18 protein-coding genes are annotated in these 24,232 nt (G+C 55.7%); 5 read left to right on the top strand and 13 right to left on the bottom strand.

Annotated elements, in window-relative coordinates; genetic code table 11:
- The first annotated feature begins 145 nt into the window (after positions 1 to 145).
- Positions 146 to 1,255 carry an SDR family oxidoreductase gene (locus V1566_RS21535; RefSeq protein WP_213328654.1) on the top strand — a complete coding sequence of 370 codons (1,110 nt, stop codon included), beginning with the start codon at positions 146 to 148 and terminating at the stop codon, positions 1,253 to 1,255.
- Positions 1,256 to 1,307: 52 nt separating this feature from the next.
- Here the strand turns inward: V1566_RS21535 and eno are convergent, their stop codons facing one another.
- From eno to rlmD, 5 genes are all read right to left on the bottom strand, one after another.
- Positions 1,308 to 2,606, bottom strand: coding sequence for a phosphopyruvate hydratase (gene eno / locus V1566_RS21540; protein WP_010434599.1), 1,299 nt, complete (start codon positions 2,604 to 2,606; stop codon positions 1,308 to 1,310).
- 82 nt (positions 2,607 to 2,688) lie between these two features.
- Positions 2,689 to 4,326: a glutamine hydrolyzing CTP synthase gene (gene pyrG / locus V1566_RS21545; protein ID WP_010434601.1), complete on the bottom strand. Its 1,638-nt coding sequence runs from the start codon at positions 4,324 to 4,326 to the stop codon at positions 2,689 to 2,691.
- 223 nt (positions 4,327 to 4,549) lie between these two features.
- The gene (gene mazG, locus V1566_RS21550) at positions 4,550 to 5,341 is read right to left on the bottom strand and encodes a nucleoside triphosphate pyrophosphohydrolase (protein WP_395304582.1); all 792 of its coding nucleotides are present in this window, start codon (positions 5,339 to 5,341) and stop codon (positions 4,550 to 4,552) included.
- A gap of 69 nt (positions 5,342 to 5,410) precedes the next feature.
- Positions 5,411 to 7,642: a GTP diphosphokinase gene (relA, locus tag V1566_RS21555; protein WP_395304583.1), complete on the bottom strand. Its 2,232-nt coding sequence runs from the start codon at positions 7,640 to 7,642 to the stop codon at positions 5,411 to 5,413.
- A 51-nt stretch (positions 7,643 to 7,693) separates the two neighbouring features.
- Positions 7,694 to 8,992, bottom strand: coding sequence for a 23S rRNA (uracil(1939)-C(5))-methyltransferase RlmD (gene rlmD, locus V1566_RS21560; protein WP_395304584.1), 1,299 nt, complete (start codon positions 8,990 to 8,992; stop codon positions 7,694 to 7,696).
- A 57-nt stretch (positions 8,993 to 9,049) separates the two neighbouring features.
- Between rlmD and barA the strand changes: the two genes are divergently transcribed.
- Both barA and V1566_RS21570 read left to right on the top strand, forming a co-directional pair.
- On the top strand, positions 9,050 to 11,809 hold the full coding sequence (gene barA / locus V1566_RS21565) for a two-component sensor histidine kinase BarA (protein WP_395304585.1): 2,760 nt from the start codon (positions 9,050 to 9,052) through the stop codon (positions 11,807 to 11,809).
- 104 nt (positions 11,810 to 11,913) lie between these two features.
- A complete protein-coding gene (locus tag V1566_RS21570; RefSeq protein ID WP_395304586.1) occupies positions 11,914 to 13,071 on the top strand; it encodes a DDE-type integrase/transposase/recombinase in 1,158 nt (385 codons plus the stop codon).
- Positions 13,072 to 13,196: 125 nt separating this feature from the next.
- Here the strand turns inward: V1566_RS21570 and V1566_RS21575 are convergent, their stop codons facing one another.
- From V1566_RS21575 to syd, 8 genes are all read right to left on the bottom strand, one after another.
- Positions 13,197 to 14,336 (bottom strand): glycerate kinase, encoded by a 1,140-nt coding sequence (locus tag V1566_RS21575; RefSeq protein ID WP_395304587.1) that lies wholly within the window; start codon positions 14,334 to 14,336, stop codon positions 13,197 to 13,199.
- Between the two features lie 78 nt (positions 14,337 to 14,414).
- Positions 14,415 to 15,752 carry a glucarate dehydratase gene (gene gudD / locus V1566_RS21580; RefSeq protein ID WP_395304588.1) on the bottom strand — a complete coding sequence of 446 codons (1,338 nt, stop codon included), beginning with the start codon at positions 15,750 to 15,752 and terminating at the stop codon, positions 14,415 to 14,417.
- Positions 15,753 to 15,767: 15 nt separating this feature from the next.
- Positions 15,768 to 17,108: an enolase C-terminal domain-like protein gene (locus V1566_RS21585; RefSeq protein ID WP_395306026.1), complete on the bottom strand. Its 1,341-nt coding sequence runs from the start codon at positions 17,106 to 17,108 to the stop codon at positions 15,768 to 15,770.
- Entirely contained in the window at positions 17,108 to 18,463 is a 1,356-nt protein-coding gene (gene gudP, locus V1566_RS21590) for a galactarate/glucarate/glycerate transporter GudP (protein WP_033146426.1), read from the bottom strand. The genes V1566_RS21585 and gudP overlap by 1 nt, the downstream gene beginning before the upstream one ends.
- A gap of 295 nt (positions 18,464 to 18,758) precedes the next feature.
- Positions 18,759 to 19,208, bottom strand: coding sequence for a flavodoxin (locus tag V1566_RS21595; protein WP_221551397.1), 450 nt, complete (start codon positions 19,206 to 19,208; stop codon positions 18,759 to 18,761).
- Positions 19,209 to 19,232: 24 nt separating this feature from the next.
- The gene (truC, locus tag V1566_RS21600; protein WP_063144718.1) at positions 19,233 to 20,009 is read right to left on the bottom strand and encodes a tRNA pseudouridine(65) synthase TruC; all 777 of its coding nucleotides are present in this window, start codon (positions 20,007 to 20,009) and stop codon (positions 19,233 to 19,235) included.
- Entirely contained in the window at positions 20,006 to 20,335 is a 330-nt protein-coding gene (locus V1566_RS21605) for a YqcC family protein (RefSeq protein ID WP_213328660.1), read from the bottom strand. Before V1566_RS21605 ends, truC begins: the two co-directional genes overlap by 4 nt.
- 631 nt (positions 20,336 to 20,966) lie before the next feature.
- Positions 20,967 to 21,512 (bottom strand): SecY-interacting protein, encoded by a 546-nt coding sequence (syd, locus tag V1566_RS21610; protein WP_395304589.1) that lies wholly within the window; start codon positions 21,510 to 21,512, stop codon positions 20,967 to 20,969.
- 69 nt (positions 21,513 to 21,581) lie between these two features.
- Between syd and queF the strand changes: the two genes are divergently transcribed.
- Positions 21,582 to 22,424, top strand: a complete 843-nt coding sequence (gene queF, locus V1566_RS21615) for an NADPH-dependent 7-cyano-7-deazaguanine reductase QueF (RefSeq protein ID WP_395304590.1) — start codon at positions 21,582 to 21,584, stop codon at positions 22,422 to 22,424.
- 116 nt (positions 22,425 to 22,540) lie between these two features.
- The gene (gene ppnN, locus V1566_RS21620) at positions 22,541 to 23,905 is read left to right on the top strand and encodes a nucleotide 5'-monophosphate nucleosidase PpnN (protein WP_159514820.1); all 1,365 of its coding nucleotides are present in this window, start codon (positions 22,541 to 22,543) and stop codon (positions 23,903 to 23,905) included.
- Positions 23,906 to 24,232 lie beyond the last annotated feature (327 nt).

A 24,232-nucleotide genomic window follows, 5' to 3' on the forward strand; every position in this document is an offset into this window, starting at 1 on the left:
TTCCGCTAATGTCCAATATATCCACCCGATTTCCTTTCCTTAAAATAAGCTTAAGATGCTGTCGGTTTCGGCGATTTATTATTTAAATGCCGTTTACTTTTGCGCGCCTACAATCCGCCTCATCAATCATAATGAGACGGTATTAATGAAGATGTTATTGATTACAGGCGTGACCGGATTTCTGGGCGGTGCAGTTCTTGAAAAAATCCTTACCAATGATCAATCCGTAGAACTCCTTTTGCTTGCGCGCGCCGGCGATCCGCAGAGCGGGCTGGAGCGCGTGCTGGAGAATATGCGCAAGTTCAACGTTCCTGAGGACAAACTGGCCTCTCTGAAGGTGGATAATATCCTGATTGGCGACCTCAGCCAGCCTGAAGCCTTTCTCAACGATCCCCGTCTGGATCGGGTCACGCATGTCGTTAACTGTGCGGCTGTCGCCTCATTTGGTAATAACCCGCTGATCTGGAAGGTCAACGTTGAAGGTACGCTCGCGCTGGCGCGCCGTATGGAGCAGGTCACAGGGCTGCAGCGCTTCCTCCACGTCGGCACCGCGATGTCTTGCACGCCGGAGCAGGATTCACTGGTCGCCGAAAGCGCTGAATTCAGAGAGAATGCTGAACACCTGGTGGAATACACGTTTTCGAAGTCAACCATCGAACAGCTGATGCGCCAGGAGTGTCCGAACCTGCCGCTGCTCATCGCCCGTCCGTCCATCGTCGTCGGCCATACCCGTCACGGCTGCACGCCGTCGAGCAGCATTTTCTGGGTCTTTAGCATGGGCCTGATGCTGCAGAAGTTTATGTGCTCAATGGAAGACCGGATCGACGTTGTTCCGGTGGATTATTGCGCCGACGCGATGTTAATGCTGCTCAACAGCAACGCTCGTCCGGGAGAAGTGGTACATATTTCTGCGGGAGAAGAGAACAGTGTTCGCTTTGCGGATATCGATCAGGCAATGGCGCAGGCGCTGGAGAAAGCCCCCGTCGGGGATAAATATGCGCAGGTCAGCTACGAAACGCTGGTCAGAATGCGCCGCGAGTTGAAACATATTTTTGGGCCGTGCAACGAACGTCTGATGCTGAAAGCCATGCGTTTATACGGTGCATTTGCCACGCTTAACGTGCGCTTCAGCAACGATAAGCTGCTGAGCATGGGGATGCCGAAGCCACCCCGGTTTACAGATTACATCGCCCGCTGCGTGCAAACCACCCAGGGGCTGACCATTCCGGAGCAAATGGCGGTCGATTTTAAATAGCCAAAAAAATGCCAGTCATTCGACTGGCATTTTCATTTTAAGGCTTAAGCAATTATGCCTGGCCTTTGATCTCTTTCAGGCCGTTGTATGGTGCTTTTTCGCCCAGCGCTTCTTCGATACGAATCAGCTGGTTGTATTTAGCAACACGGTCAGAACGGCTCATAGAACCGGTTTTGATCTGGCCTGCAGCGGTACCCACAGCCAGGTCGGCAATGGTAGCGTCTTCAGTTTCGCCAGAACGGTGAGAGATAACAGCGGTGTAGCCAGCGTCTTTCGCCATTTTGATCGCAGCCAGAGTTTCGGTCAGAGAACCGATCTGGTTGAATTTGATCAGGATGGAGTTAACGATGCCTTTCTCGATGCCTTCTTTCAGGATCTTGGTGTTGGTTACGAACAGGTCGTCACCAACCAGCTGGATTTTGTCGCCCAGTACTTTAGTCTGGTATGCGAAGCCAGCCCAGTCAGACTCGTCCAGACCGTCTTCGATAGACACGATTGGGTACTGTTTGGTCAGGTCTTCCAGGAAGTGAGTGAACTCTTCGGAGGTGAACGCTTTGTTGCCTTCGCCAGCCAGAACGTATTTACCGTCTTTGTAGAATTCAGATGCTGCACAGTCCATCGCCAGGGTGATGTCTTTGCCCAGCTCGTAGCCAGCAGCTTTTACTGCTTCTGCGATAACAGCCAGTGCTTCTGCGTTAGAACCCAGGTTTGGCGCATAGCCACCTTCGTCACCCACAGCCGTGTTCATACCTTTAGCTTTCAGAACTTTAGCCAGGTTGTGGAACACTTCAGAACCCATACGTACCGCTTCTTTCAGGGACTTCGCGCCAACTGGCTGAATCATGAATTCCTGAATATCAACGTTGTTGTCTGCGTGCTCACCACCGTTGATGATGTTCATCATTGGTACAGGCATGGAGTATTTGCCTGGGGTGCCGTTCAGTTCAGCGATGTGCTCGAACAGTGGCTGACCTTTCGCTGCTGCAGCTGCTTTGGCGTTCGCCAGGGAAACAGCCAGGATTGCGTTCGCACCGAAGTTAGATTTGTTTTCAGTACCGTCCAGATCGATCATGATCTTGTCGATGCCAGCCTGGTCTTTGGCGTCTTTGCCAAGGATTGCCTGAGCAATCGGACCGTTTACAGCGCCAACCGCTTTCAGTACGCCTTTGCCCAGGAAGCGGGATTTGTCGCCATCGCGCAGTTCCAGCGCTTCGCGAGAACCAGTAGAAGCACCTGATGGAGCAGCAGCCATACCAACGAAACCACCTTCCAGGTGAACTTCGGCTTCAACGGTCGGGTTACCACGGGAGTCGATGATTTCACGACCGATGACTTTAACGATTTTGGACATTAGATTTTCCTCAGTACAAGTTAAACTAAAACTCCAGACAAACAACGCGTACCAAAGGTACGCGTTGCCGTTCTAACTTTTTTTACTTCGCCTGACGCTTCTGGTAGTCGCTGGCGGCCTTCACGAAGCCTGCAAACAGCGGATGCCCGTCACGTGGCGTTGAAGTAAATTCCGGGTGGAACTGGCAGGCGACAAACCACGGATGGTTTGGCACTTCAATGATCTCGACTAACTGATCATCCCCGGAGCGGCCCGCAACACGCAGGCCCGCGGCTTCAATAGGTTTCAACAACATGTTGTTGACTTCATAGCGGTGACGATGGCGCTCGGTGATGGTTGGTTCGCCATACAGCTTGCGAACCACGCTATCGTCAGACAGCTGGCAGGCCTGTGCGCCAAGACGCATGGTGCCACCCAGATCGCTCTTCTCGGTACGGACTTCGACGTTACCTTCTTCGTCACGCCATTCAGTGATAAGCGCCACCACAGGGTACTTACAGTCTGGCACAAATTCCGTAGAGTTCGCGTTTTCCATTCCCGCTACGTTGCGCGCAAATTCGATCAGCGCAACCTGCATACCCAGGCAGATGCCGAGGTATGGAATATTGTTTTCACGCGCATAGCGCGCGGTGGCGATCTTGCCTTCTACACCACGGTAGCCGAAGCCGCCAGGGATAAGGATAGCATCCAGATCTTTCAGGATTTCAACGCCACGCGTTTCAACATCCTGCGAATCAATCAGCTTGATGTTCACGGAGACACGGTTCTTCAGACCACCGTGTTTCAGCGCTTCGATCACTGACTTATAGGCATCCGGCAGTTCAATGTACTTGCCGACCATACCGATAGTCACTTCGCCTGCCGGGTTGGCTTCTTCATAAATAACCTGTTCCCATTCAGACAGGTTAGCTTCCGGACAGTTCAAGCTGAATCGTTTACAAATATAATCGTCCAGGCCCTGCGATTTCAACAGGCCCGGGATTTTATAAATGGAATCGACATCTTTCATTGAAATAACGGCTTTTTCAGGCACGTTACAGAACAATGCAATTTTCGCACGTTCGTTCGCCGGAACCGCGCGATCGGAGCGGCAAACCAGGATATCTGGCTGAATACCAATAGAGAGCAGCTCTTTCACAGAGTGCTGAGTCGGCTTGGTTTTCACTTCACCTGCGGCGGCCATGTACGGCACCAGGGTCAGGTGCATGAACAGCGCGTGTTCACGACCAATATCTACCGCCAGTTGACGAATCGCTTCCAGGAATGGCAGGGATTCGATATCACCCACGGTACCGCCGATTTCCACCAGCACCACGTCGTGGCCTTCGCCACCCGCAACAATGCGTTCTTTGATTGCATTAGTGATGTGCGGGATAACCTGAACGGTTGCACCCAGGTAGTCACCACGGCGCTCTTTACGCAGAACGTCGGAGTAGATGCGGCCAGTCGTGAAATTGTTACGACGGGTCATTTTGGTGCGGATGAAACGCTCGTAGTGGCCAAGATCCAGATCGGTTTCAGCGCCGTCTTCAGTAACGAACACTTCCCCGTGTTGGATTGGGCTCATGGTACCCGGATCGACGTTGATGTACGGATCCAGTTTCATCATGGTCACATTGAGGCCACGGGCTTCAAGAATGGCTGCGAGGGAGGCTGCGGCAATGCCTTTACCCAGAGAGGATACGACCCCGCCGGTCACAAAAATATAGTTCGTTGTCATGCTGAACCTGAGAAGTTAGGGTGAAACGATGGAATAACCAGGACGGGAAAGTAGTATACCCGAACACGGCGAGCGCCACAAACTTTCATTCTCCGTCTCCATTCCAGGCCATGACAAACATAAGGAGTGAGAAAATAGCCCCTTTTGGGTAAATGTTTTTGACGCAAATCAAGCGCTTGTCATTTAAAAAATCACACAAATTGCGCTTGATCGCAAAATCTCGTTAGAGATCAGATTCCTGGCGCTTTACTTCCTGCCAGACTTCTTCCATTGCCTCGAGGTCAATTCCGGTCATTTCCAGGCCTCGCGAGGCGACAATCCGCTCAACTTCGCGAAAGCGTCGTTCGAATTTTATGTTGGCTTTTTGCAGGGCGGTTTCCGCTTTTACACCCAGGTGGCGAGAAAGGTTGACGGTCGCAAACAGCAGGTCGCCCATCTCTTCCTCAAGCCTGGCTTCATCCACCACCGCCTGCTGCGCCTCGTGCATGACTTCATCAATCTCTTCGTGCACTTTATCCAGCACCGGGCCGAGGGAGGTCCAGTCAAAACCCACGGCGGAGCAGCGTTTCTGGATTTTATGCGCGCGCATCAGCGCGGGCAGGCTCAGCGGAATATCATCCAGCGCAGAATGCTGAGATTTTTCCGCCCGCTCGGCGCTTTTGATCTGCTCCCAGCGGGCCAGCACCTCGGCGCTGTTCCCTGCGGTGGCATCGCCAAAGATATGGGGATGACGGCGCTCCAGCTTGTCGCTTATAGCAGCGCAGATGTCGTCAAAGTTAAAGTGCCCTTCTTCCTGCGCCATTTGCGCATAGAACACCACCTGGAATAACAGATCGCCCAGCTCGCCGCGCAGGTCGTCAAAATCCTCGCGTGAAATAGCGTCCAGCACCTCATAGGTTTCTTCGAGGGTGTACGGTGCGATGGTCGCGAAAGTCTGCTCTTTGTCCCACGGGCAGCCGTTTTCCGGGTCGCGCAGGCGTTTCATGATGCCGAGCAGGCGGTCGATTTGAGTCATGGTTATGTCCTGATAAAAAAACGCCGGGTGGCGGCTTACGCCTTACCCGGCCTACAAAAGAGGGAAATCTTATCCGCCGTGCAGACGACGCGCGTCAATCACATCCGGCACCTGGTTCAGTTTGCCGAGCACGCGGCCCAGCACCTGCAGGTTGTAGATTTCGATGGTCATATCGATGGTGGCAAGCTGCTCGCGGGTATCGCTGCGGCTGGCAACGCCCAGCACGTTAACCTTCTCGTTGGCGAGAATGGTCGTGATGTCGCGCAGCAGGCCGCTGCGGTCATTGGCAGTAACGCGCACCACCAGCGAGTAGCCGGCGGAATAGCTCTCACCCCAGACCGCTTCCACGATGCGCTCCGGCGCATGCGACTGCAGCTCGGCAAGCTGGTCGCAGTCGGAACGGTGAATCGAAATCCCGCGTCCCTGGGTGATAAAGCCGACAATATCGTCGCCCGGAATCGGCTGGCAGCAGCGGGCAATATGGTGCATCAGATTGCCCACACCCTCGACCACCACGCGACCGTTGTCTTTGCTGCGCTGCTGCGGCGCGTAGGTTTTCTGCTGCAGTTGCTTCAGCGCCGCCGCGTCCTGCTCTGCCGCGCTTGGCTTATTGAACTGCGCCTGCAGGAAGTTCACCATCTGATTCAGTCGGATATCACCGCCGCCAATGGCCGCTAACAGCTCGTCAAGCTCGTTGAAGTTGTAGCGCGGCAGCAGGAATTTCTCCGCCTCTTTCAGGCTTATCCCGATATGCTCCAGCTCGTCGTCGAGGATCTGGCGACCGGCAAGGATGTTCTTGTCACGATCCTGTTTACGGAACCAGGCGTGAATTTTCGAGCGCCCGCGGCTGGTGGTGACGTAGCCCAGGTTAGGGTTAAGCCAGTCACGGCTCGGGTTAGGCTGCTTCTGGGTAATGATTTCAATCTGGTCACCCATCTGCAATTGATAGGTGAACGGAACGATTCGTCCGCCGATTTTCGCCCCGATGCAGCGGTGTCCCACATCACTGTGGATGTGGTAGGCAAAATCGAGCGGCGTAGAGCCCGCAGGCAAGTCGACAACGTCCCCTTTCGGGGTAAAGACATAGACGCGATCGTCAAAGACCTGGCTACGCACTTCATCGAGCATCTCGCCGGAGTCGGCCATCTCTTCCTGCCACGCAATCAGCTTGCGCAGCCAGGCAATGCGGTCTTCATGTCCTGAACGCGCCCCGCCGGACGTGCCTTCTTTGTATTTCCAGTGTGCGGCGACGCCCAGCTCGGCGTCTTCGTGCATCTGTTTAGTGCGGATCTGAATCTCGACCGTTTTGCCGCCAGGGCCAAGCACAACGGTATGGATAGACTGATAGCCGTTCGGTTTGGGGTTGGCGACATAGTCATCGAACTCGTCCGGCAGGTGACGGAAGTGAGTGTGTACTATCCCCAGCGCGGCGTAGCAGTCCTGCAGACGCTCCGCCACGATACGCACAGCGCGCACGTCAAACAGCTCGTCAAAGGCGAGGTGTTTCTTCTGCATTTTGCGCCAGATGCTGTAGATATGCTTAGGCCGACCGTAGACTTCGGCGCGCACGTTCTCTTCTTTCATCGCCTGGCGCAGGCCGCCGACAAATTCCTCGATATAGTGCTCGCGGTCGATACGGCGCTCATGCAGGAGTTTGGCAATACGTTTATATTCCGCCGGGTGCAGATAGCGGAAGCAGTAATCTTCCAGCTCCCATTTCAGCTGACCAATCCCTAAGCGGTTCGCCAGCGGCGCATAGATGTTTGTACACTCTTTGGCGGCCAGCACGCGCTCGTCTTCCGGCGCATCCTTCACCTCACGCAGGTGGGCAATCCGCTCGGCAAGCTTGATGACCACGCAGCGGAAATCATCCACCATGGCCAGCAGCATCCGGCGAACGTTATCGACCTGTTCTGAGGAGACGGAATCGGTGTGCGCGGCTTTGAGCTGGCGGATGGCCGCCATATCGCGCACGCCATGGATCAACGCGACGACGGCATTTCCGACGCTATCGCGCAGCACATCTTCGCTGACCACGTCCGCATCCGCGAGGGGGAAAAGAAGTGCGGCCTGCAGCGTTTCGATGTCCATGTTCAGCATGGAGAGAATTTCGACCATTTCGATGCCGCGCCACAGCAGAAGCTCAGCGTCAGGATGCCCCTGCGTGGTGCGCAGACAATAGGCCCAGGTTTCGGTTAAGCGTTCACACGACTGCTGGCTGGAAATTCCCAGACTTGCGATCCATTTTTGTGGGTCAAATTCCCCAGCTTTATTGAGATGTGCACTTCTTACCGCAACCATTGTCCTCTCCTTTAGGGACCAGGGCCTGTCGAAGTCGACAAGCCAAACAAATTAGATGTGCTCGAACAACACCATCGATTCCAGATGACCAGTGTGCGGGAACATGTCCAGCATTGCCAGACGCTGAATCTGGTAACCCGCACTGATTAATGCCTCACTGTCCCGGGCAAGCGTTGCCGGGTTACAGGAAACATAGACCACACGCTTCGGCGCGAGATTAATAATATGTGCCATCACCCCCGGGGCACCGGCACGCGCCGGGTCGAGCAAAATTTTATCAAAGCCCTGTTTTGCCCACGGCTGTTGGGTGACATCTTCCTCAAGATTTTGATGAAAGAATGTCACATTTTGCAAGCCGTTCTGCTGTGCGTTCTCCTGCCCTTTAGCCACCAGCGCCTCAACGCCTTCCACACCGACGACGCTGGCCGCTTTTCGCGCCAACGGCAGCGTGAAGTTGCCCATTCCGCAGAACAGATCGAGCACCCGATCGCTTTTCTGAACATCCAGCCACGTCAACGCTTTCTCAACCATCTGCTGGTTTACGCCGTCATTCACCTGAATGAAATCCCGCGGGCTGAACGTTAAGCGTAGCCCGTTTGACGCATACCAGGGCGCCTTACCGGTAACCTGCTCAAGTATCTCGCTTTGTGGTGCAAGGAAAAGCGCCAGGTCGTGGGAATGCGAAAAGCGTTCCAGTTTTTCGCGATCTTTTTTCGACAGCGGCGCGGTATGGCGCAGGACCATCAGCGGTCCATTGTTGGCCATGACCAGTTCGACATGTCCGAGGTGGCGAACGCCGTCCAGCCCGGAGAGACAGGTGCGCACATCCGGAAGCAACGCCTCAAGATGGGGCACCAAAATAGGGCATTGCTTCACATCGACAATGTCACTGGAGCCGGCCTTGCGAAACCCCATCTCCAGCAGCGCCTTTTTTGGCTGATAGCTGAGGCTCAGGCGGGCGCGCCGCCGATAGCCCCAGGGCTCATCGGCGAGAATTTCGTTAACATCGTGTTTAAGCTGACGCGCCAGCGCGCGGCTTTTGCTTTTTTGCTGTAATTCTGTGCTCACATGCTGTTGCTGGCAGCCCCCGCAAACGCCAAAATGTGGGCAGCGGGGCTTCACGCGCTCCAGGCTATCGTTGAGGCGACGCTTAACCTGTCCGCGCGCGAACTGGCGTTTATCTTCCGTCAGCGTAATTTCTGCTCGTTCTGTTGGCAGTAAACCTGTTATAAACAGAGCCTTACCATTGTGACGTGCCACTCCCTGACCAAACGGATCGAGGTCCGTGGCTTCAACAGTGATGATTTGACGCGTCGTCACGCGTCGCTTTGCAGAGTAGAATTGCGCCATCGCCGAGATTTTTCTCACATAAACATAATTATCTTAATTGTCCCATAACGGAACGCCATGACCAACTACAGCCTGCGCGCGCGCATGATGATTTTGATCCTCGCCCCCACCGTTCTCATCGGTTTGCTGCTGAGTATCTTCTTTGTGGTGCACCGCTATAACGATTTGCAGCGACAGCTGGAGGATGCAGGCGCCAGCATTATCGAACCGCTTGCCGTTTCCAGCGAGTACGGCATGAACCTGCAAAACCGCGAATCCATTGGTCAGTTAATCAGCGTACTCCACCGCCGCCACTCGGACATCGTACGCGCCATTTCCGTTTACGACGAACATAACCGCCTGTTTGTCACCTCGAATTTTCATCTCGACCCGGCGGCTCTGAAGATCCCGGACGGTACGCCGTTCCCGCGCCACCTCACCGTATTGCGGCGCGGCGATATCATGATCCTGCGCACGCCGATCGTATCGGAAAGCTATTCACCCGATGAGTCTGCGCAGTCCGACGCCAAATCCAGCAACAATATGCTGGGATATGTGGCGCTGGAGCTGGATCTCAAGTCGGTCCGGCTACAGCAGTACAAAGAAATCTTCATCTCCGGCGTGATGATGCTGTTCTGCATTGGCATTGCGCTGATCTTCGGCTGGCGCCTGATGCGCGACGTGACGGGCCCCATCCGCAACATGGTTAACACGGTTGACCGCATCCGCCGGGGACAGCTCGACAGCCGTGTGGAAGGGTTTATGCTGGGCGAGCTGGATATGCTGAAAAACGGCATCAACTCGATGGCGATGTCACTGGCGGCGTACCACGAAGAGATGCAGCACAACGTTGACCAGGCGACGTCCGACCTGCGCGAAACGCTGGAGCAGATGGAGATTCAGAACGTTGAGCTGGATCTGGCGAAAAAGCGCGCTCAGGAAGCGGCGCGTATTAAGTCGGAATTTCTGGCCAATATGTCGCACGAGCTGCGTACGCCGCTCAATGGCGTGATCGGCTTCACCCGCCTGACTCTAAAAAGCGAGCTCAACCCGACTCAGCGCGATCACCTGCACACCATTGAACGCTCGGCCAACAACCTGCTGGCGATCATCAACGACGTGCTGGACTTCTCCAAGCTGGAAGCGGGTAAGCTGATCCTGGAGAGTATTCCCTTCCCGCTGCGCAGTACGCTGGATGAGGTGGTGACGCTGCTCGCGCACTCGTCGCACGACAAAGGCCTTGAGCTGACGCTCAACATTAAAAACGACGTGCCGGATAACGTTATTGGCGATCCGCTGCGTCTGCAGCAGGTCATTACCAACCTTGTCGGGAATGCCATTAAATTCACCGAAAGCGGTAACATCGACATTCTGGTAGAAAAACGCTCGATCAGCAGCAATAAGGTGCAGATTGAAGTCCAGATCCGCGATACCGGCATCGGTATTCCGGAGCGGGATCAGTCGCGTTTGTTCCAGGCGTTCCGCCAGGCGGATGCGAGTATCTCCCGCCGTCATGGCGGTACCGGCCTGGGGCTGGTGATCACGCAGCGCCTGGTGAACGAGATGGGCGGCGATATCTCTTTCCACAGCCAGCCGAACCGCGGCTCAACCTTCTGGTTCCACATTAATCTCGACCTCAATCCGAACGTGCTGACCGATGGCCCAGTGACGGACTGCCTGAAAGGCAAGCGTCTGGCCTACGTCGAACCTAACGCCGCGGCAGCGCAGTGCGCGCTCGATATTTTAAGCACCACGCCGCTGGAGGTGGTCTACAGCCCTACCTTCTCAGCCCTTGCCGTTGAGCATTACGACATTCTGCTGATGGGGATCCCGGTCACCTTCACCGGCGAACTGACCATGCAGCAGGAGCGGCTGGCGAAAGCCGCGTCGATGACCGACTATCTCCTGCTGGCGCTGCCTTGCCACGCCCAGCTCAATGCAGAAGAGTTGAAAAATGACGGGGCTGCCGCGTGTCTGCTGAAACCGCTCACCGCGACCCGCCTGCTGCCCGCGCTCACGGAGTATTGCCGCCTTAGCCAGCATGCCCTCCCGCTGATAGACGATGAGAAAAAATTGCCGATGAGCGTGATGGCGGTGGATGATAATCCGGCCAACCTGAAGCTTATTGGCGCATTGCTTGAAGACCAGGTTCAGCATGTGGAGCTGTGCACCAGCGGCGCACAGGCGGTTGAACAGGCTAAGCAGATGCAGTTTGATTTGATACTGATGGATATTCAGATGCCGGGCATGGATGGCATTCGGGCCTGCGAGCTGATCCACCAGCTGCCACATCAGCAGCAAACGCCGGTCATTGCGGTCACCGCGCACGCGATGGCCGGCCAGAAAGAGAAGCTGCTGAGCGCCGGAATGAATGATTATCTGGCGAAGCCAATCGATGAAGAGAAACTTCATAACCTGCTGTTACGCTATAAGCCGGGTCATATTGGCGGGACGTACACGGTATCCAGCGAGCCGGTTGAAATCAGCGTCAACCAGAACGCAACCTTTGACTGGCAGCTTGCCCTGCGTCAGGCGGCAGGTAAACCCGATTTGGCCCGCGAAATGCTGCAAATGCTGGTCGCGTTTCTGCCTGAAATTCGCAATAAGGTGGAAGAGCAGCTGGTGGGTGAAAACCCGGAAGATCTGCTGGAAGCAATCCACAAGCTGCACGGTAGCTGCGGGTACAGCGGCGTACCGCGGCTGAAAAACCTCTGCCAGCTGCTGGAGCAGCAGTTGCGCGCCGGTACACCGGAATCGGAGCTTGAACCGGAATTCCTGGAGCTGCTGGATGAAATGGATAACGTGACGCGGGAAGCGATGAAGGTATTGGGGAACTGAGGTAAAAGCCCGGTGGCGCTACGGTATGAACCGGAAACATGGGTAACACTTTAGACCGGATACATGGGTAACAGTTATAACTGGCATAGAAGAGGAGACTCGCTATGCCCTGGACTGAGACCCGCCCTATGCAACGCCTTGATTTTATCCGTGCCTGCCATGCAGGTACGGACTCCTTCTCCGCTCTTTGCCGTCTTTTTGGCATCAGCCGTAAAACCGGCTATAAATGGCTTCAGCGTTTTGACCCCTCTGACCTGTCATCTCTCTCTGACCGGTCGCGCGCGCCACACTCCCACTCCCGGACGGTTCCTGATGATATCGCCGGACAGCTTACGGCCCTGAGGCAAAAACACCCTGACTGGGGTCCCAAAAAACTGCGGATGTGGCTGCTCAATCATCACGTCGATTTTACCGTCCCTGCTGCCAGCACTATCGGCGATATCCTCAAGCGTGAAGGCCTGGTTCCGGATAAAAAGCGAAAACGCAGAACCCCGGGCAATCGCCAGCCCCTGACCATCATCAGTGAGAACAATCAGGTCTGGAGCGCTGATTTTAAAGGCAAGTTCAGGCTGCTGAGCCGGGAATACTGTCATCCCTTCACCCTGACCGACAATCACAGCCGGTATCTTCTGAGCTGCCGGGGAACACACCGGGAGAGCGAGCCCTTCGTCAGGCAGTGCCTGACGGATGCGTTCCTGGAGTACGGTCTGCCGGAAGTCCTGAGAACGGATAATGGTCAGCCGTTCGCGGGAACAGGTATCGCCGGGTTAAGTCGCCTTGCAGTCTGGCTGATAAAGCTGGGCATCAGACCGGAACGTATCAGAAAGGGGCATCCGGAAGAAAACGGCCGTCATGAGCGAATGCACCGCTCGCTGAAAAGTGCAGTGAAACAGGGCAACACCTTCATGACGATGGAAGAACAACAGCGGTGGTTCAGTGACTACCGGGAAGAATTTAACCACGAAAGGCCGCATGAAGCCCTGGCGGGTGCAACGCCCGGAACGGTGTGGAAGCCCTCAGGCCGTCACTGGGATGGCAGGGTTCCTGAATATGCTTATCCGGAAGGCGGTACGGTCTACAGGGTGAAATCGAGGGGGACACTCTATATGGGGAAAAAGAGGACGGTGTTCCTGAGTGAAGCACTGACTGATGAGTACATCATGCTGGAAGAACAAGATGATGGCCTTGAGGCCATCATCTTTAACGGAATAACGCTTGCGTACTATGACCGAAGAACCCAGAGTGTGCTCCGGATAGACTAAAAAGTGTTACCTATGTTCCCGGTCTGATCTGTCACCTATGTATCCGGTCATACACTACGTTTACCGGGCCTACAGGTGCTCTGACGTAGGCCGGGTAAGGCGAAGCCGCCACCCGGCAATCACAGTTAAAATGTCTGCCCCATTTTCAGCACCGCCGCGATATTCCTTGCGGCCATCCTGACGTTCTCGCTGGCATTTTCCAGCGCATCTTCCAGTGAGCAGATGGTGAAGATCACGCTAAACACCGCATCAATGCCGTGATCGTGTACCACGCCAACGTCCGCCGTCAGACTTCCTGCAATGCCGATAACGGGTTTGTTAAAGCGTTTTGCCACTTTCGCCACGCCCACAGGGACTTTGCCGTGGATCGTCTGGCTGTCGATGCGACCTTCTCCCGTGATCACCAGATCCGCATCGGCTACCTGGTCGGCCAGATGTAGCGCATCGGTCACTATCTCAATGCCCTGGCGCAGCTGCGCGCCGCAAAAGGCGTACAGCGCGGCGCCCATGCCACCCGCTGCGCCGCCGCCAGCAAGGTTTAGCACATCGATATCCAGATCCCGGGCAATGACTCTCGCATACTGTGCCAGCGCATTGTCCAGGGTAACGATCATCTCGGGTGTGGCCCCCTTTTGCGGGCCAAATACGGCTGACGCGCCATCCTTTCCGGTGAGCGGATTCGTCACATCACAGGCGACTTCTATCCGGCATTCCGCCAGACGTCTGTCCAGCCCGCTCAGGTCGATACGCGAGAGTTTTCCCAGCTCGCCCCCGCCCTGACCAAGGGACTGCCCGCTCTCGTCCAGCAGCTTTGCCCCCAACGCCTGCACCATCCCTGCTCCGCCGTCATTGGTGGCGCTGCCGCCTATGCCAATGATGATATGCTTAACGCCTGCATCCAGCGCGTGATGAATCAGTTCGCCCGTGCCCCACGAGGTGGTTTTCAGGGGATTACGCTGCGAAGGGACGACCAGCTCCAGGCCGCTTGCCGCCGCCATTTCAATAAAGGCACTCTGCTCGTCACCGGATAAGCCATAAAACCCTTCCACGCGCTCACCCAGCGGGCCGGTCACCGGAACATGCACAATGCGACCCTGCGTTGCCGCGATCATCGCCTCAACCGTCCCTTCGCCACCATCGGCGACCGGCAGTTTGACGTACTCCGCGTCGGGAAAAATCTCGCGGAAACCACGCTCTATCGCTGTCGCAACCTCAAGCGCACTCAAACTTTCCTTATACGAGTCCGGTGCGATAACAATTTTCATAAGCCATCCTTACGCATAGTCGTTACGTTAAGCATACACCACGTAAAAGACCGCCAATGGGAGCGGTCCCAAATGCGTTTATCGTACCATGCACGGGCGTTTATTGTCGAATGTCCAGTCCGGGATCAGATACTGCATCGCCATCGCGTCGTCGCGCGCGCCCAGACCGTGTTTTTGATACAGCTCGTGGGCCTTCATGACCTGGTCCATATCCAGCTCAACTCCCAGCCCCGGGGTGGAAGGCACCTGCACCATGCCACCTTTGATCTCAAACGGCTGCTTAGTCAGACGCTGGTTACCTTCCTGCCAGATCCAGTGCGTGTCGATAGCGGTAATCGTGCCCGGCGCGGCGGCGGCAACGTGCGTGAACATCGCCAGCGACACGTCGAAGTGGTTGTTAGAGTGCGAGCCCCAGGTCAGGCCAAACTCGTGGCACATTTGCGCCACGCGCACCGACCCCTGCATCGTCCAGAAGTGCGGGTCCGCCAGCGGAATATCAACAGACTGTAATGACAGGGTGTGTCCCATCTGACGCCAGTCGGTCGCAATCATATTGGTCGCGGTCGGCAGCCCCGTTGCGCGGCGGAATTCCGCCATAACTTCACGTCCCGAGAAGCCTTGCTCAGCCCCACACGGATCTTCCGCATACGCCAGCACGCCTTTCAGCTGCTTACCAATTTTGATCGCTTTATCAAGCGACCATGCGCCGTTCGGATCCAGCGTCACGCGGGCCTGCGGGAAACGTTTTGCCAGCGCGGTCACGGCTTCCGCCTCTTCCTCACCGGCCAGCACGCCGCCTTTCAGTTTGAAATCATTAAAGCCATATTTTTCATAAGCAGCTTCTGCCAGTCGCACCACCGCATCCGGGGTCATCGCCTCGTCGTGGCGGAGTCGGTACCAGTCGCATTGTTCATCCGGCTGGCTCTGATAAGGCAGCGGCGTCAGCCTGCGATCGCCGACAAAGAACAGATAGCCCAGCATTTCCACTTCGCTGCGCTGCTGGCCCTCACCCAGCAGCGACGCAACGTTGACGCCCAGATGCTGACCCAGCAGATCCAGCATCGCGGATTCAATCCCGGTCACCACGTGAATGGTGGTACGCAGATCGAAGGTCTGCAGGCCGCGCCCTCCGGCATCGCGATCGGCAAAGGTGTTGCGCACGGTGTTGAGGACATTTTTGTACTCACCCAGCGTTTTGCCCACCACCAGCGGAATGGCATCTTCCAACGTTTGGCGGATCTTCTCCCCGCCCGGAATTTCACCCACGCCCGTATGGCCGGAATTGTCTTTGATGATGACAATGTTGCGAGTAAAGAATGGCGCATGCGCGCCGCTCAGGTTCATCAACATGCTGTCATGGCCCGCAACCGGAACGATCTGCATGGCGGTAACTACAGGGGTAGAAAAAGTACTCATCGTTCAATCCTTTTATCAGTGACGTCCAAAAACAGGGCGCTTACGGTCAAATGTCCAGCCGGGGATCAGGTACTGCATCGGACCCGCGTCGTTACGCGCGCCGCCCGGTAGCTTTTTATACGCCTCATGGGCTTTATGGATCTGATCCCAGTCAATCTCCACGCCCAGGCCCGGCGCATCCGGTACGGCAATCTTGCCGTTGATGATTTCCAGCGGATTTTTCGTCAGGCGGGCTTCCCCTTCCTGCCAAATCCAGTGGGTGTCGATGGCGGTCGGGTTACCCGGCGCCGCCGCGCCAACGTGGGTAAACATCGCCAGCGAAATATCAAAGTGATTGTTCGAGTGACAGCCCCAGGTCAACCCCCAGTCATCGCACAGCTGCGCCACGCGCACTGCACCTGAAAGCGTCCAGAAGTGCGGATCCGCCAGCGGAATGTCGACGGCGTTCAGCATCACCGCGTGACCCATTTCACGCCAGTTGGTGGCGATCATATTGGTCGCGACAGGCAGCCCGGTGGCGCGACGGAACTCAGCCATGACTTCACGGCCCGAGAAGCCCTGCTCCGCGCCGCAGGGGTCTTCCGCATAGGTCAGGACATCCCCCAGCCCTTTGCACAGGCTAATCGCTTCATCCAGCAGCCATGCACCGTTGGGATCGACGGTGATCCGTGCATCCGCAAAGCGTTTTTTCAGCGCCCGGGCCGTTTCAATCTCCTGCTCGCCGAGCAGCACGCCGCCCTTCAGCTTGAAATCCTTAAAGCCGTAGCGATCCTGCGCCGCCTCAGCCAGCCGCACCACCGCGTCGCTGGAGAGCGCTTCCTGGTGGCGCAGGCGATACCAGTCGTGATCGCCCGTGGATCGAGCCAGATAGGGGAGATCGGTCTTATTGCGATCGCCAACGTAGAACAGATAGCCCAGCACGGTAACCGCATCGCGCTGTTTGCCGGGCCCCAGCAGCTCGCAAACCGGAACATTGAGCGCCTTACCCAGTAAATCGAGCAGGGCGGCCTCCAGGGCGGCGACCGCGTTGACCCGCAGTTCAAACGTCCAGGCACCTTTACCGAACGTATCAAAGTCTGCCGACTGATTGCCCTTATGCACCCGCTGAACCACTTTGTTCAGACGGGCAATCTCCTGCCCCACGACCTGCGGAATGGCATCGACCAGCGTCTGGTAAATCACCTCTCCGCCAGGGGCCTCGCCCACGCCGGTATTCCCTGCGCTGTCTTTCAGCACGACGATATTACGGGTAAACCAGGCGTTATGCGCACCGCCAATATTGAGCAGCATGCTGTCCTGCCCGGCCACCGGGATGACCTTCATCTCCGTGACGGTTGGAGTCGATTGCGTTGTCATCATCCACGCTCCGCAACAGGTTTAAGTTCGACGCGCTTGATATCCCCCACCAGCACCAGGTAACTCAGCACCGCCACCAGCGCATGTACACCCACGTAGATCAGCGCCCCGTTGAAAGAGCCGGTGGTACCGACGATGTAGCCGATAGCGATTGGCGTAACAATCCCGGAGATGTTGCCGAACATGTTGAACAAACCGCCGCTCAGGCCGCTGATCTCTTTCGGAGCCGTATCCGCCATCACCGCCCAACCCAGAGCGCCAATGCCTTTGCCGAAGAAGGCCATCGCCATAAAGCCGATGATCATCCATTCGGCGCTGACGTAGTTACAGAACACCATGGTCATGGAGAGCAGCATGCCGAGCACAATCGGCGTTTTACGCGCGATGTTCAGTGACCCCGTGCGGCGCATCAGCCAGTCGGAAATCACCCCGCCGAGCACGCCGCCGACGAAGCCGCAGATTGCCGGGACCGAGGCAACAAATCCTGCTTTCAGAATCGACATGCCGCGTGCCTGCACCAGGTACACCGGGAACCAGGTGATGAAAAAGTAGGTTAAGGCGTTAATACAGTACTGGCCCAGATAGATGCCGATCATCATGCGCGAGCCGACGAGCTGTTTGATCTGCGCCCATTTCTGGCTGAACGGGACTTTTGCTTTTGCGGATTTCTGATCCATATTGATCAGCGCTCCGCCTTCCGCGATGTACTCCAGCTCTTTTTTGTTCACGCCAGGATGCTGGTTGGGTTCGTGGATCACTTTCAGCCAGACGAAGCTGATGACGATCCCAAGCCCGCCCATGAAGAAGAAGACGTGTGACCAGCCCACCTCATGCGTCAGCCAGCCCATGATTGGCGCGAAGATCACCGTTGCGAAGTACTGTGCAGAGTTGAAAATCGCCACCGCCGTTCCCCTCTCCTGCGCCGGGAACCATGCCGCCACAATGCGGCTGTTGCCCGGGAAGGAAGGTGCTTCCGCTAAGCCCACCAGGAAGCGCAGCGTGAAGAGCGCCACGATAATGCCGAAGCCGCTGAAGATATCGACGAAACCCTGCAGCAGGGTAAACATCGACCAGATAAAAATGGACCAGAAATAGACGCGTTTAGATCCAAAACGGTCCAGCAGCCAGCCGCCAGGAATTTGCCCGATGACGTAGGCCCATGAGAATGCGGAGAAAACGTAACCCATGCCCACGGGATCAAGGCCGATATCTTTTGCCATTTCCGAACCGGCAATCGACAGCGTGGCGCGGTCACCATAGTTAAAGGACGTGACGATAAACAGCATCACCACTATCCAGTAGCGGGCGTTGGTGCGCTTTTCAGCGCTGCTCGCTGCGTGGCTTAATGTACTCATTGTTGCACTCCTGAAACATAGCTTTCGCCTGGTTCATTCTGTACAGCACCGGTAGGGTAATCAGAATGAGACTTGTGTTTTGTCGTTTTGGTACGGCCTGAAGCCGTTTTATAGTGACCGGGAAAGTATATGAAGGAGTGCCACGTTCTCTCACCGTGCAGAAACACAGTATTGTAGGGTTTATGAGAGGTTGTTTATGGCATAAGCCCAGGGGAGTGGAAGGTGGTTCACGGAATTGAGGATTTGCTGCGGCTTCGTTGCCGGGTGGCGGCTAAGCCTTACCCGGCCTGGAAAACTATTTAAGGAGAGTTGCCCAGTGCTCGACCCACGGGTTTGATTCGCTTTCTGGCTCCGGGTGCTCCCCGGCATCAATCAGCAGCATCTCGCCGACGCGCTGGGCGCTCTGTTCCTGCAGGAGCGCATCGAACTGCTTGCCGCCGCCGCAGAAGTTGGCGTAAGAGCTGTCGCCCAGGGCAATGATGCCGTAGTGCACGTTCGGCTGATAGCCAAGCTGGTCTTTAATGCCCTGGAACAGCGGCACGATGCTGTCCGGCAGATCGCCCTGCCCGGTGGTGGAGGTCACCACCAGAATATATTTATCTTGATACTTTTCCCAGTCAGCCAGTTCCGGGTCTTCATAGACCGTGGCTTTATGGCCCTGGCTGGCGAGTATTGCCTCAGCCTCTTCCGCTACCAGCAGCGAGTTGCCGTACATTGTGCCGACAAAAATGCCTACTTCAGCCATGATATTTTCCCATAATGAATGCGTTTACCGTTCATCCTGAACGTTGCCCGATACAAACTCAACCCTTTCATTTTCGGGGAGTTGTCCCAGCCAGCCAAACTGTGACAGCGCCTGCATCCAGACGTCGTCCAGCCCCGCACGGATAGTCAACGGTTCGCCGGTAAACGGGTGCGTCAGGCTCAGCTCGCTGGCGTGCAGCATCAGACGATGGCAGCCAAAGTGTTCGGCCGCGCTGCGGTTCTGGCGCAAATCACCGTGTTTGCTGTCGCCAATAATCGGGTGGCGCAGGTGTGCGAGATGGCGTCGCAGCTGGTGCTTACGCCCGGTTTTAGGCAGAAGCTCAACCAGGCTGTAACGTGTGGTCGGAAACTTGCTGGTTGCCACTGGCATTTCGGTCGTCGCCATGCCGCGATAATCCGTCACTGCGGGCTGCGGACCTTTGTCATCGCGGGCAAATTTATCGGCGATTTTGTCCAGTTCCTCCACCAGCGGGTAGTCCAGCGTGGCGGATTCGGTCAGCCAGCCACGGACGATCGCATGGTAGCGCTTTTGCATCTGATGCTGTTCAAACTGCTGTGACAGCAGGCGTCCCGCCTCGCTGGAAAGCCCCATCAGCAGCACGCCGGAGGTCGGCCTGTCGAGACGATGGGCGGTAAAAACATGCTGACCAATCTGGTCGCGAACGGTCTGCATCACCACCACTTTCTCATCACGATCGAGCCAGCTGCGGTGTACCAGCCAGCCTGACGGTTTATTCACCGCCACCAGCCACTCGTCCTGATAGAGGATCTCAAGCGTCATGCATCATCACCGGCAAACAGGGTATCCAGTTTTTCCAGTTCGACCAGCATCACGTCGCGCGCAGGGTGCGTCGCCTCGAGCGCCATTTCATAGTAGGGAGAGACAGCAAACGCCTGCGGCAGCGGGTGACCGCCCTCCAGCAGGGCGTGCATGCGCGGAATTAACACCCACTGCAGCCACTCAAACGGGGCCAGCGTATCCAGGCAGAAGGGCTGGGTGCTCGCGAACGCTTCTGGCTGCGGCGCGGTCTCCTGCCACAGCTGATGTTGGCGCAAAAGGGCTTCGATGGCGTGCAACTGGGCACGAACGCTATCGTGTTGCGTCATAGTAACCTCAACTGAAAAAGTGAACGGCGCGCAGCATAGCACTGCGGAAGGCAGAAATAAAAAAAGGGAGCACTGTAAAAACAGTGCTCCCGGTTCGTTCCGCAGCATTCCAGCTACAATTCGTGCTCCCTGCTCATCCGTGACAACTTTTCCTGAAGCCCGAAGGCCTGGTCATCCGTAAACCGTTGCATCCTGCACACATCTTCCTGACGTGTTTGTTTCATCCTGAAACGTCCTGGTCTTCCTGACCCACCGACCATCCTGACCGGCTCTCGTTCTCCTTCCTGGAGGTGTCCCTTACGCATCCTGCGTTATCCACTTTGCTTCATCCTGAAGCCTTCCTGCAGCGCCATCCTGACGAGTCCTGAGTGAGATACGCCATCATCCTGATGTTCGTTTCTCGTGTCGGCGTCCTGTCGACGGAGATAGAATCCGCTATTCCGCTTCGTCTTACAACCCACCCTTTCAGCGTTGTAAGCCGTAAGAATCCCCTAAAAACGATGTGATAAACCACTAATCCATTGAAAAATAGAGTGATATTAATCTGAATTAAATGAGGTAATACTGAATGTTCCAGCGATCTCTCACAAACCTTGTAAGAGATCTCTCACACGCGCTATAGCATCATGGATTACAGAAGTGGCTCAAGTCGGGTGAGGAAATCCGCAAGAGAGGGGGCGAGAGTCTCGCGATTGCGGGTACCGATAGTCTCTTTAACCACTTCACCTGACAGGTTACAGACGGATAACACATCCAGTTCGCTGTCCAGCGTGGCAATAAAGAGCGTCGGAGAAAGCTTAAGGCGTTTTTGCGTGACCAGATGACCAATCAGGTTTTCCTGAACACGCTGCAGATCGTCTTCGCTCCAGGTCTGCAATAGCGTCAGCGTGATATCAGCAAAGCGCGCGGGCATATCCCCTGCGAACTGCGTGGTATAAAACGCATGAACCGCTGGTTGTACCACAATGTCCATTGCCCGTTCAACCGCATTTACATTTTGCTCGCCGGTATTGGGCTTCGGCTGCCAGATAACGTAATCCTCAAGCGAAGAGATAATGCACGGCGAGGGTACGCCATATAAATCAGCACTTTGCGGCCACGAGCCCTGCTTTTCATGCCATGCGTCACAATAGCGGGTCGTGAAGGTAGTGAGGGCATTTGCAGTTTTGATGTCCACCGATTTCTCTCTTCTTGTCAGACAGGATAAACTCAGCCCATAAGTGTACCTGTAAAGTGGCTATGAAACATGTCTTACGAAAATCATCAGGCGTTAACCGGCTTAACGCTGGGTAAATCGACCGATTACCGCGATACCTACGATGCAAGCATGCTGCAGGGCGTGCCGCGCAGCCTGAATCGCGATCCTCTGGGTCTGCATGCGGACGCATTGCCGTTTGTCGGCGGCGATATCTGGACGCTGTACGAACTCTCCTGGCTCAACGCACGCGGTCTGCCGCAGGTGGCGGTGGGCCACGTTGAGCTGGATTACGCCAGCGTTAATCTCGTCGAGTCCAAAAGCTTTAAGCTCTATCTCAACAGTTTTAACCAGACAAAATTCAACAGCTGGGACGACGTTCAGCACACCCTGGAACGTGATTTAAGCGCCTGCGCGCAGGGAAAGGTAAGCGTTTCACTGTATCGCCTGCACGAGCTGGAAGGGCAGCCAGTCGCCCACTTCAACGGGACCTGCATCGACGATCAGGATATCGAGGTGGAGAATTATGAATTCAGCGCCGATTACCTCGAAAACGCGGCGAGCGGAAAGGTGGTCGAAGAGACGCTGGTCAGCCATCTGCTGAAGTCCAACTGCCTGATCACCCACCAGCCGGACTGGGGCTCGGTGCAGATCCAGTACCGCGGCCCGAAAATTGACCGGGAAAAATTGCTGCGCTACCTGGTGTCGTTCCGCCATCACAACGAATTCCACGAGCAGTGCGTGGAGCGTATCTTTAGCGATATTCAGCGTTTCTGTCAGCCAGAAAAACTGAGCGTTTATGCACGCTACACCCGCCGCGGCGGTCTGGACATTAACCCGTGGCGCACCAATACCGATTTTGTGCCGGCAACGGGACGGCTGGTGCGTCAATAATATAAATATTTTCACAATATGCGCGGTATCTTCCGCGCTTTAGGTTGTGAAACGTCACGCGCCAGGGCTATTGTAATCAACAGGGAAAGACGATAATCGTCCCGTAAGGAGCTCACTTGATTACACATATTAGCCCGCTTGGCTCAATGGATATGTTGTCGCAGCTGGAAGTGGACATGCTTAAGCGCACGGCCAGCAGCGATCTTTATCAACTGTTTCGTAACTGTTCACTTGCCGTACTGAACTCCGGAAGCCTGACAGATAACAGTAAAGAACTGCTGTCCCGCTTCGAAAGCTTTGATATCAACGTGCTACGCCGCGAGCGTGGCGTGAAGCTTGAAGTCATCAACCCGCCGGAAGAGGCCTTTGTCGACGGGCGCATCATTCGTTCACTTCAGGCTAACCTGTTTGCCGTGCTGCGTGACATCCTGTTTGTTAACGGGCAGATCCACAACGCAGGACGTTTCCAGCATCTCGACCTGGAAAGCTCGGTCCATATTACCAACCTGGTGTTCTCCATTTTGCGCAATGCCCGCGCCCTGCACGTGGGTGAAGCACCGAACATGGTCGTCTGCTGGGGCGGTCACTCCATTAACGAAACCGAATACCTTTATGCCCGTCGGGTAGGAACGCAGCTCGGCCTGCGCGAGCTGAACATCTGTACCGGCTGTGGTCCGGGTGCGATGGAAGCGCCGATGAAAGGTGCCGCAGTGGGACACGCGCAGCAGCGTTATAAAGAGGGGCGGTTTATCGGCATGACCGAGCCGTCAATCATCGCCGCTGAGCCACCTAACCCGCTGGTTAACGAGCTGATTATCATGCCGGATATCGAAAAGCGTCTTGAGGCGTTTGTCCGTATCGCCCACGGCATTATCATCTTCCCGGGCGGCGTGGGGACAGCGGAAGAGCTGCTCTACCTGCTGGGTATTCTGATGAATCCGGCCAACAAAGATCAGGTTCTGCCGCTGATCCTGACCGGGCCAAAAGAGAGCGCCGACTACTTCCGCGTGCTGGACGAGTTTATCGTGCACACGCTGGGTGAAGCCGCGCGTCGTCACTATCGCATCATCATTGACGATGCCGCAGAAGTGGCGCGCCAGATGAAGAAAGCGATGCCATTGGTGAAAGAGAACCGTCGCGATACCGGCGATGCGTACAGTTTTAACTGGTCAATTCGCATTGCGCCGGACCTGCAGATCCCGTTCGAGCCTTCGCATGAAAATATGGCGAACCTGAAACTCTACCCGGACCAGCCGGTGGAAGTTCTGGCGGCCGATCTGCGTCGTGCCTTCTCCGGGATTGTGGCGGGCAACGTCAAAGAGATGGGCATCCGCGCCATTGAACAGTACGGTCCGTACAAGATCCACGGCGACCCGGAGATGATGCGCCGCATGGACGACATGCTGCAGGGCTTCGTCGCCCAGCACCGCATGAAGCTGCCAGGCTCCGCCTACATTCCTTGCTACGAAATCTGCACCTAACGCTTAGCAGCGTCTCATCAAAACCGGGTCGCCCTCTCGCGCGTCCCGGTTTTTTTTTACCGAAGCAACTCATAGGTATCACTTATGTCTTTTACAAACTATTCACAAACGCAAACGATTACCTCATTTTTACAACCGTAAGTTATCAGCCTTAATCCAAATTACCCGCCAGAAAATACTAAAAACCCAATTCTTTACAGCTAAAGACACCTATATCACGGGTCAGTCTTTCAGCTCACATGTCGTTGGTGGTAGCCTTCGCGCCCGTAAATTCTCTTTGATGTTTTTTTAACAGATAAATGGTCTAAAGATGCCCACATCATAAGT

The sequence above is a fragment of the Enterobacter sp. ECC-019 genome (genome assembly GCF_043974075.1).
GTDB classification, from domain to species: Bacteria; Pseudomonadota; Gammaproteobacteria; order Enterobacterales; family Enterobacteriaceae; genus Enterobacter; species Enterobacter asburiae_D.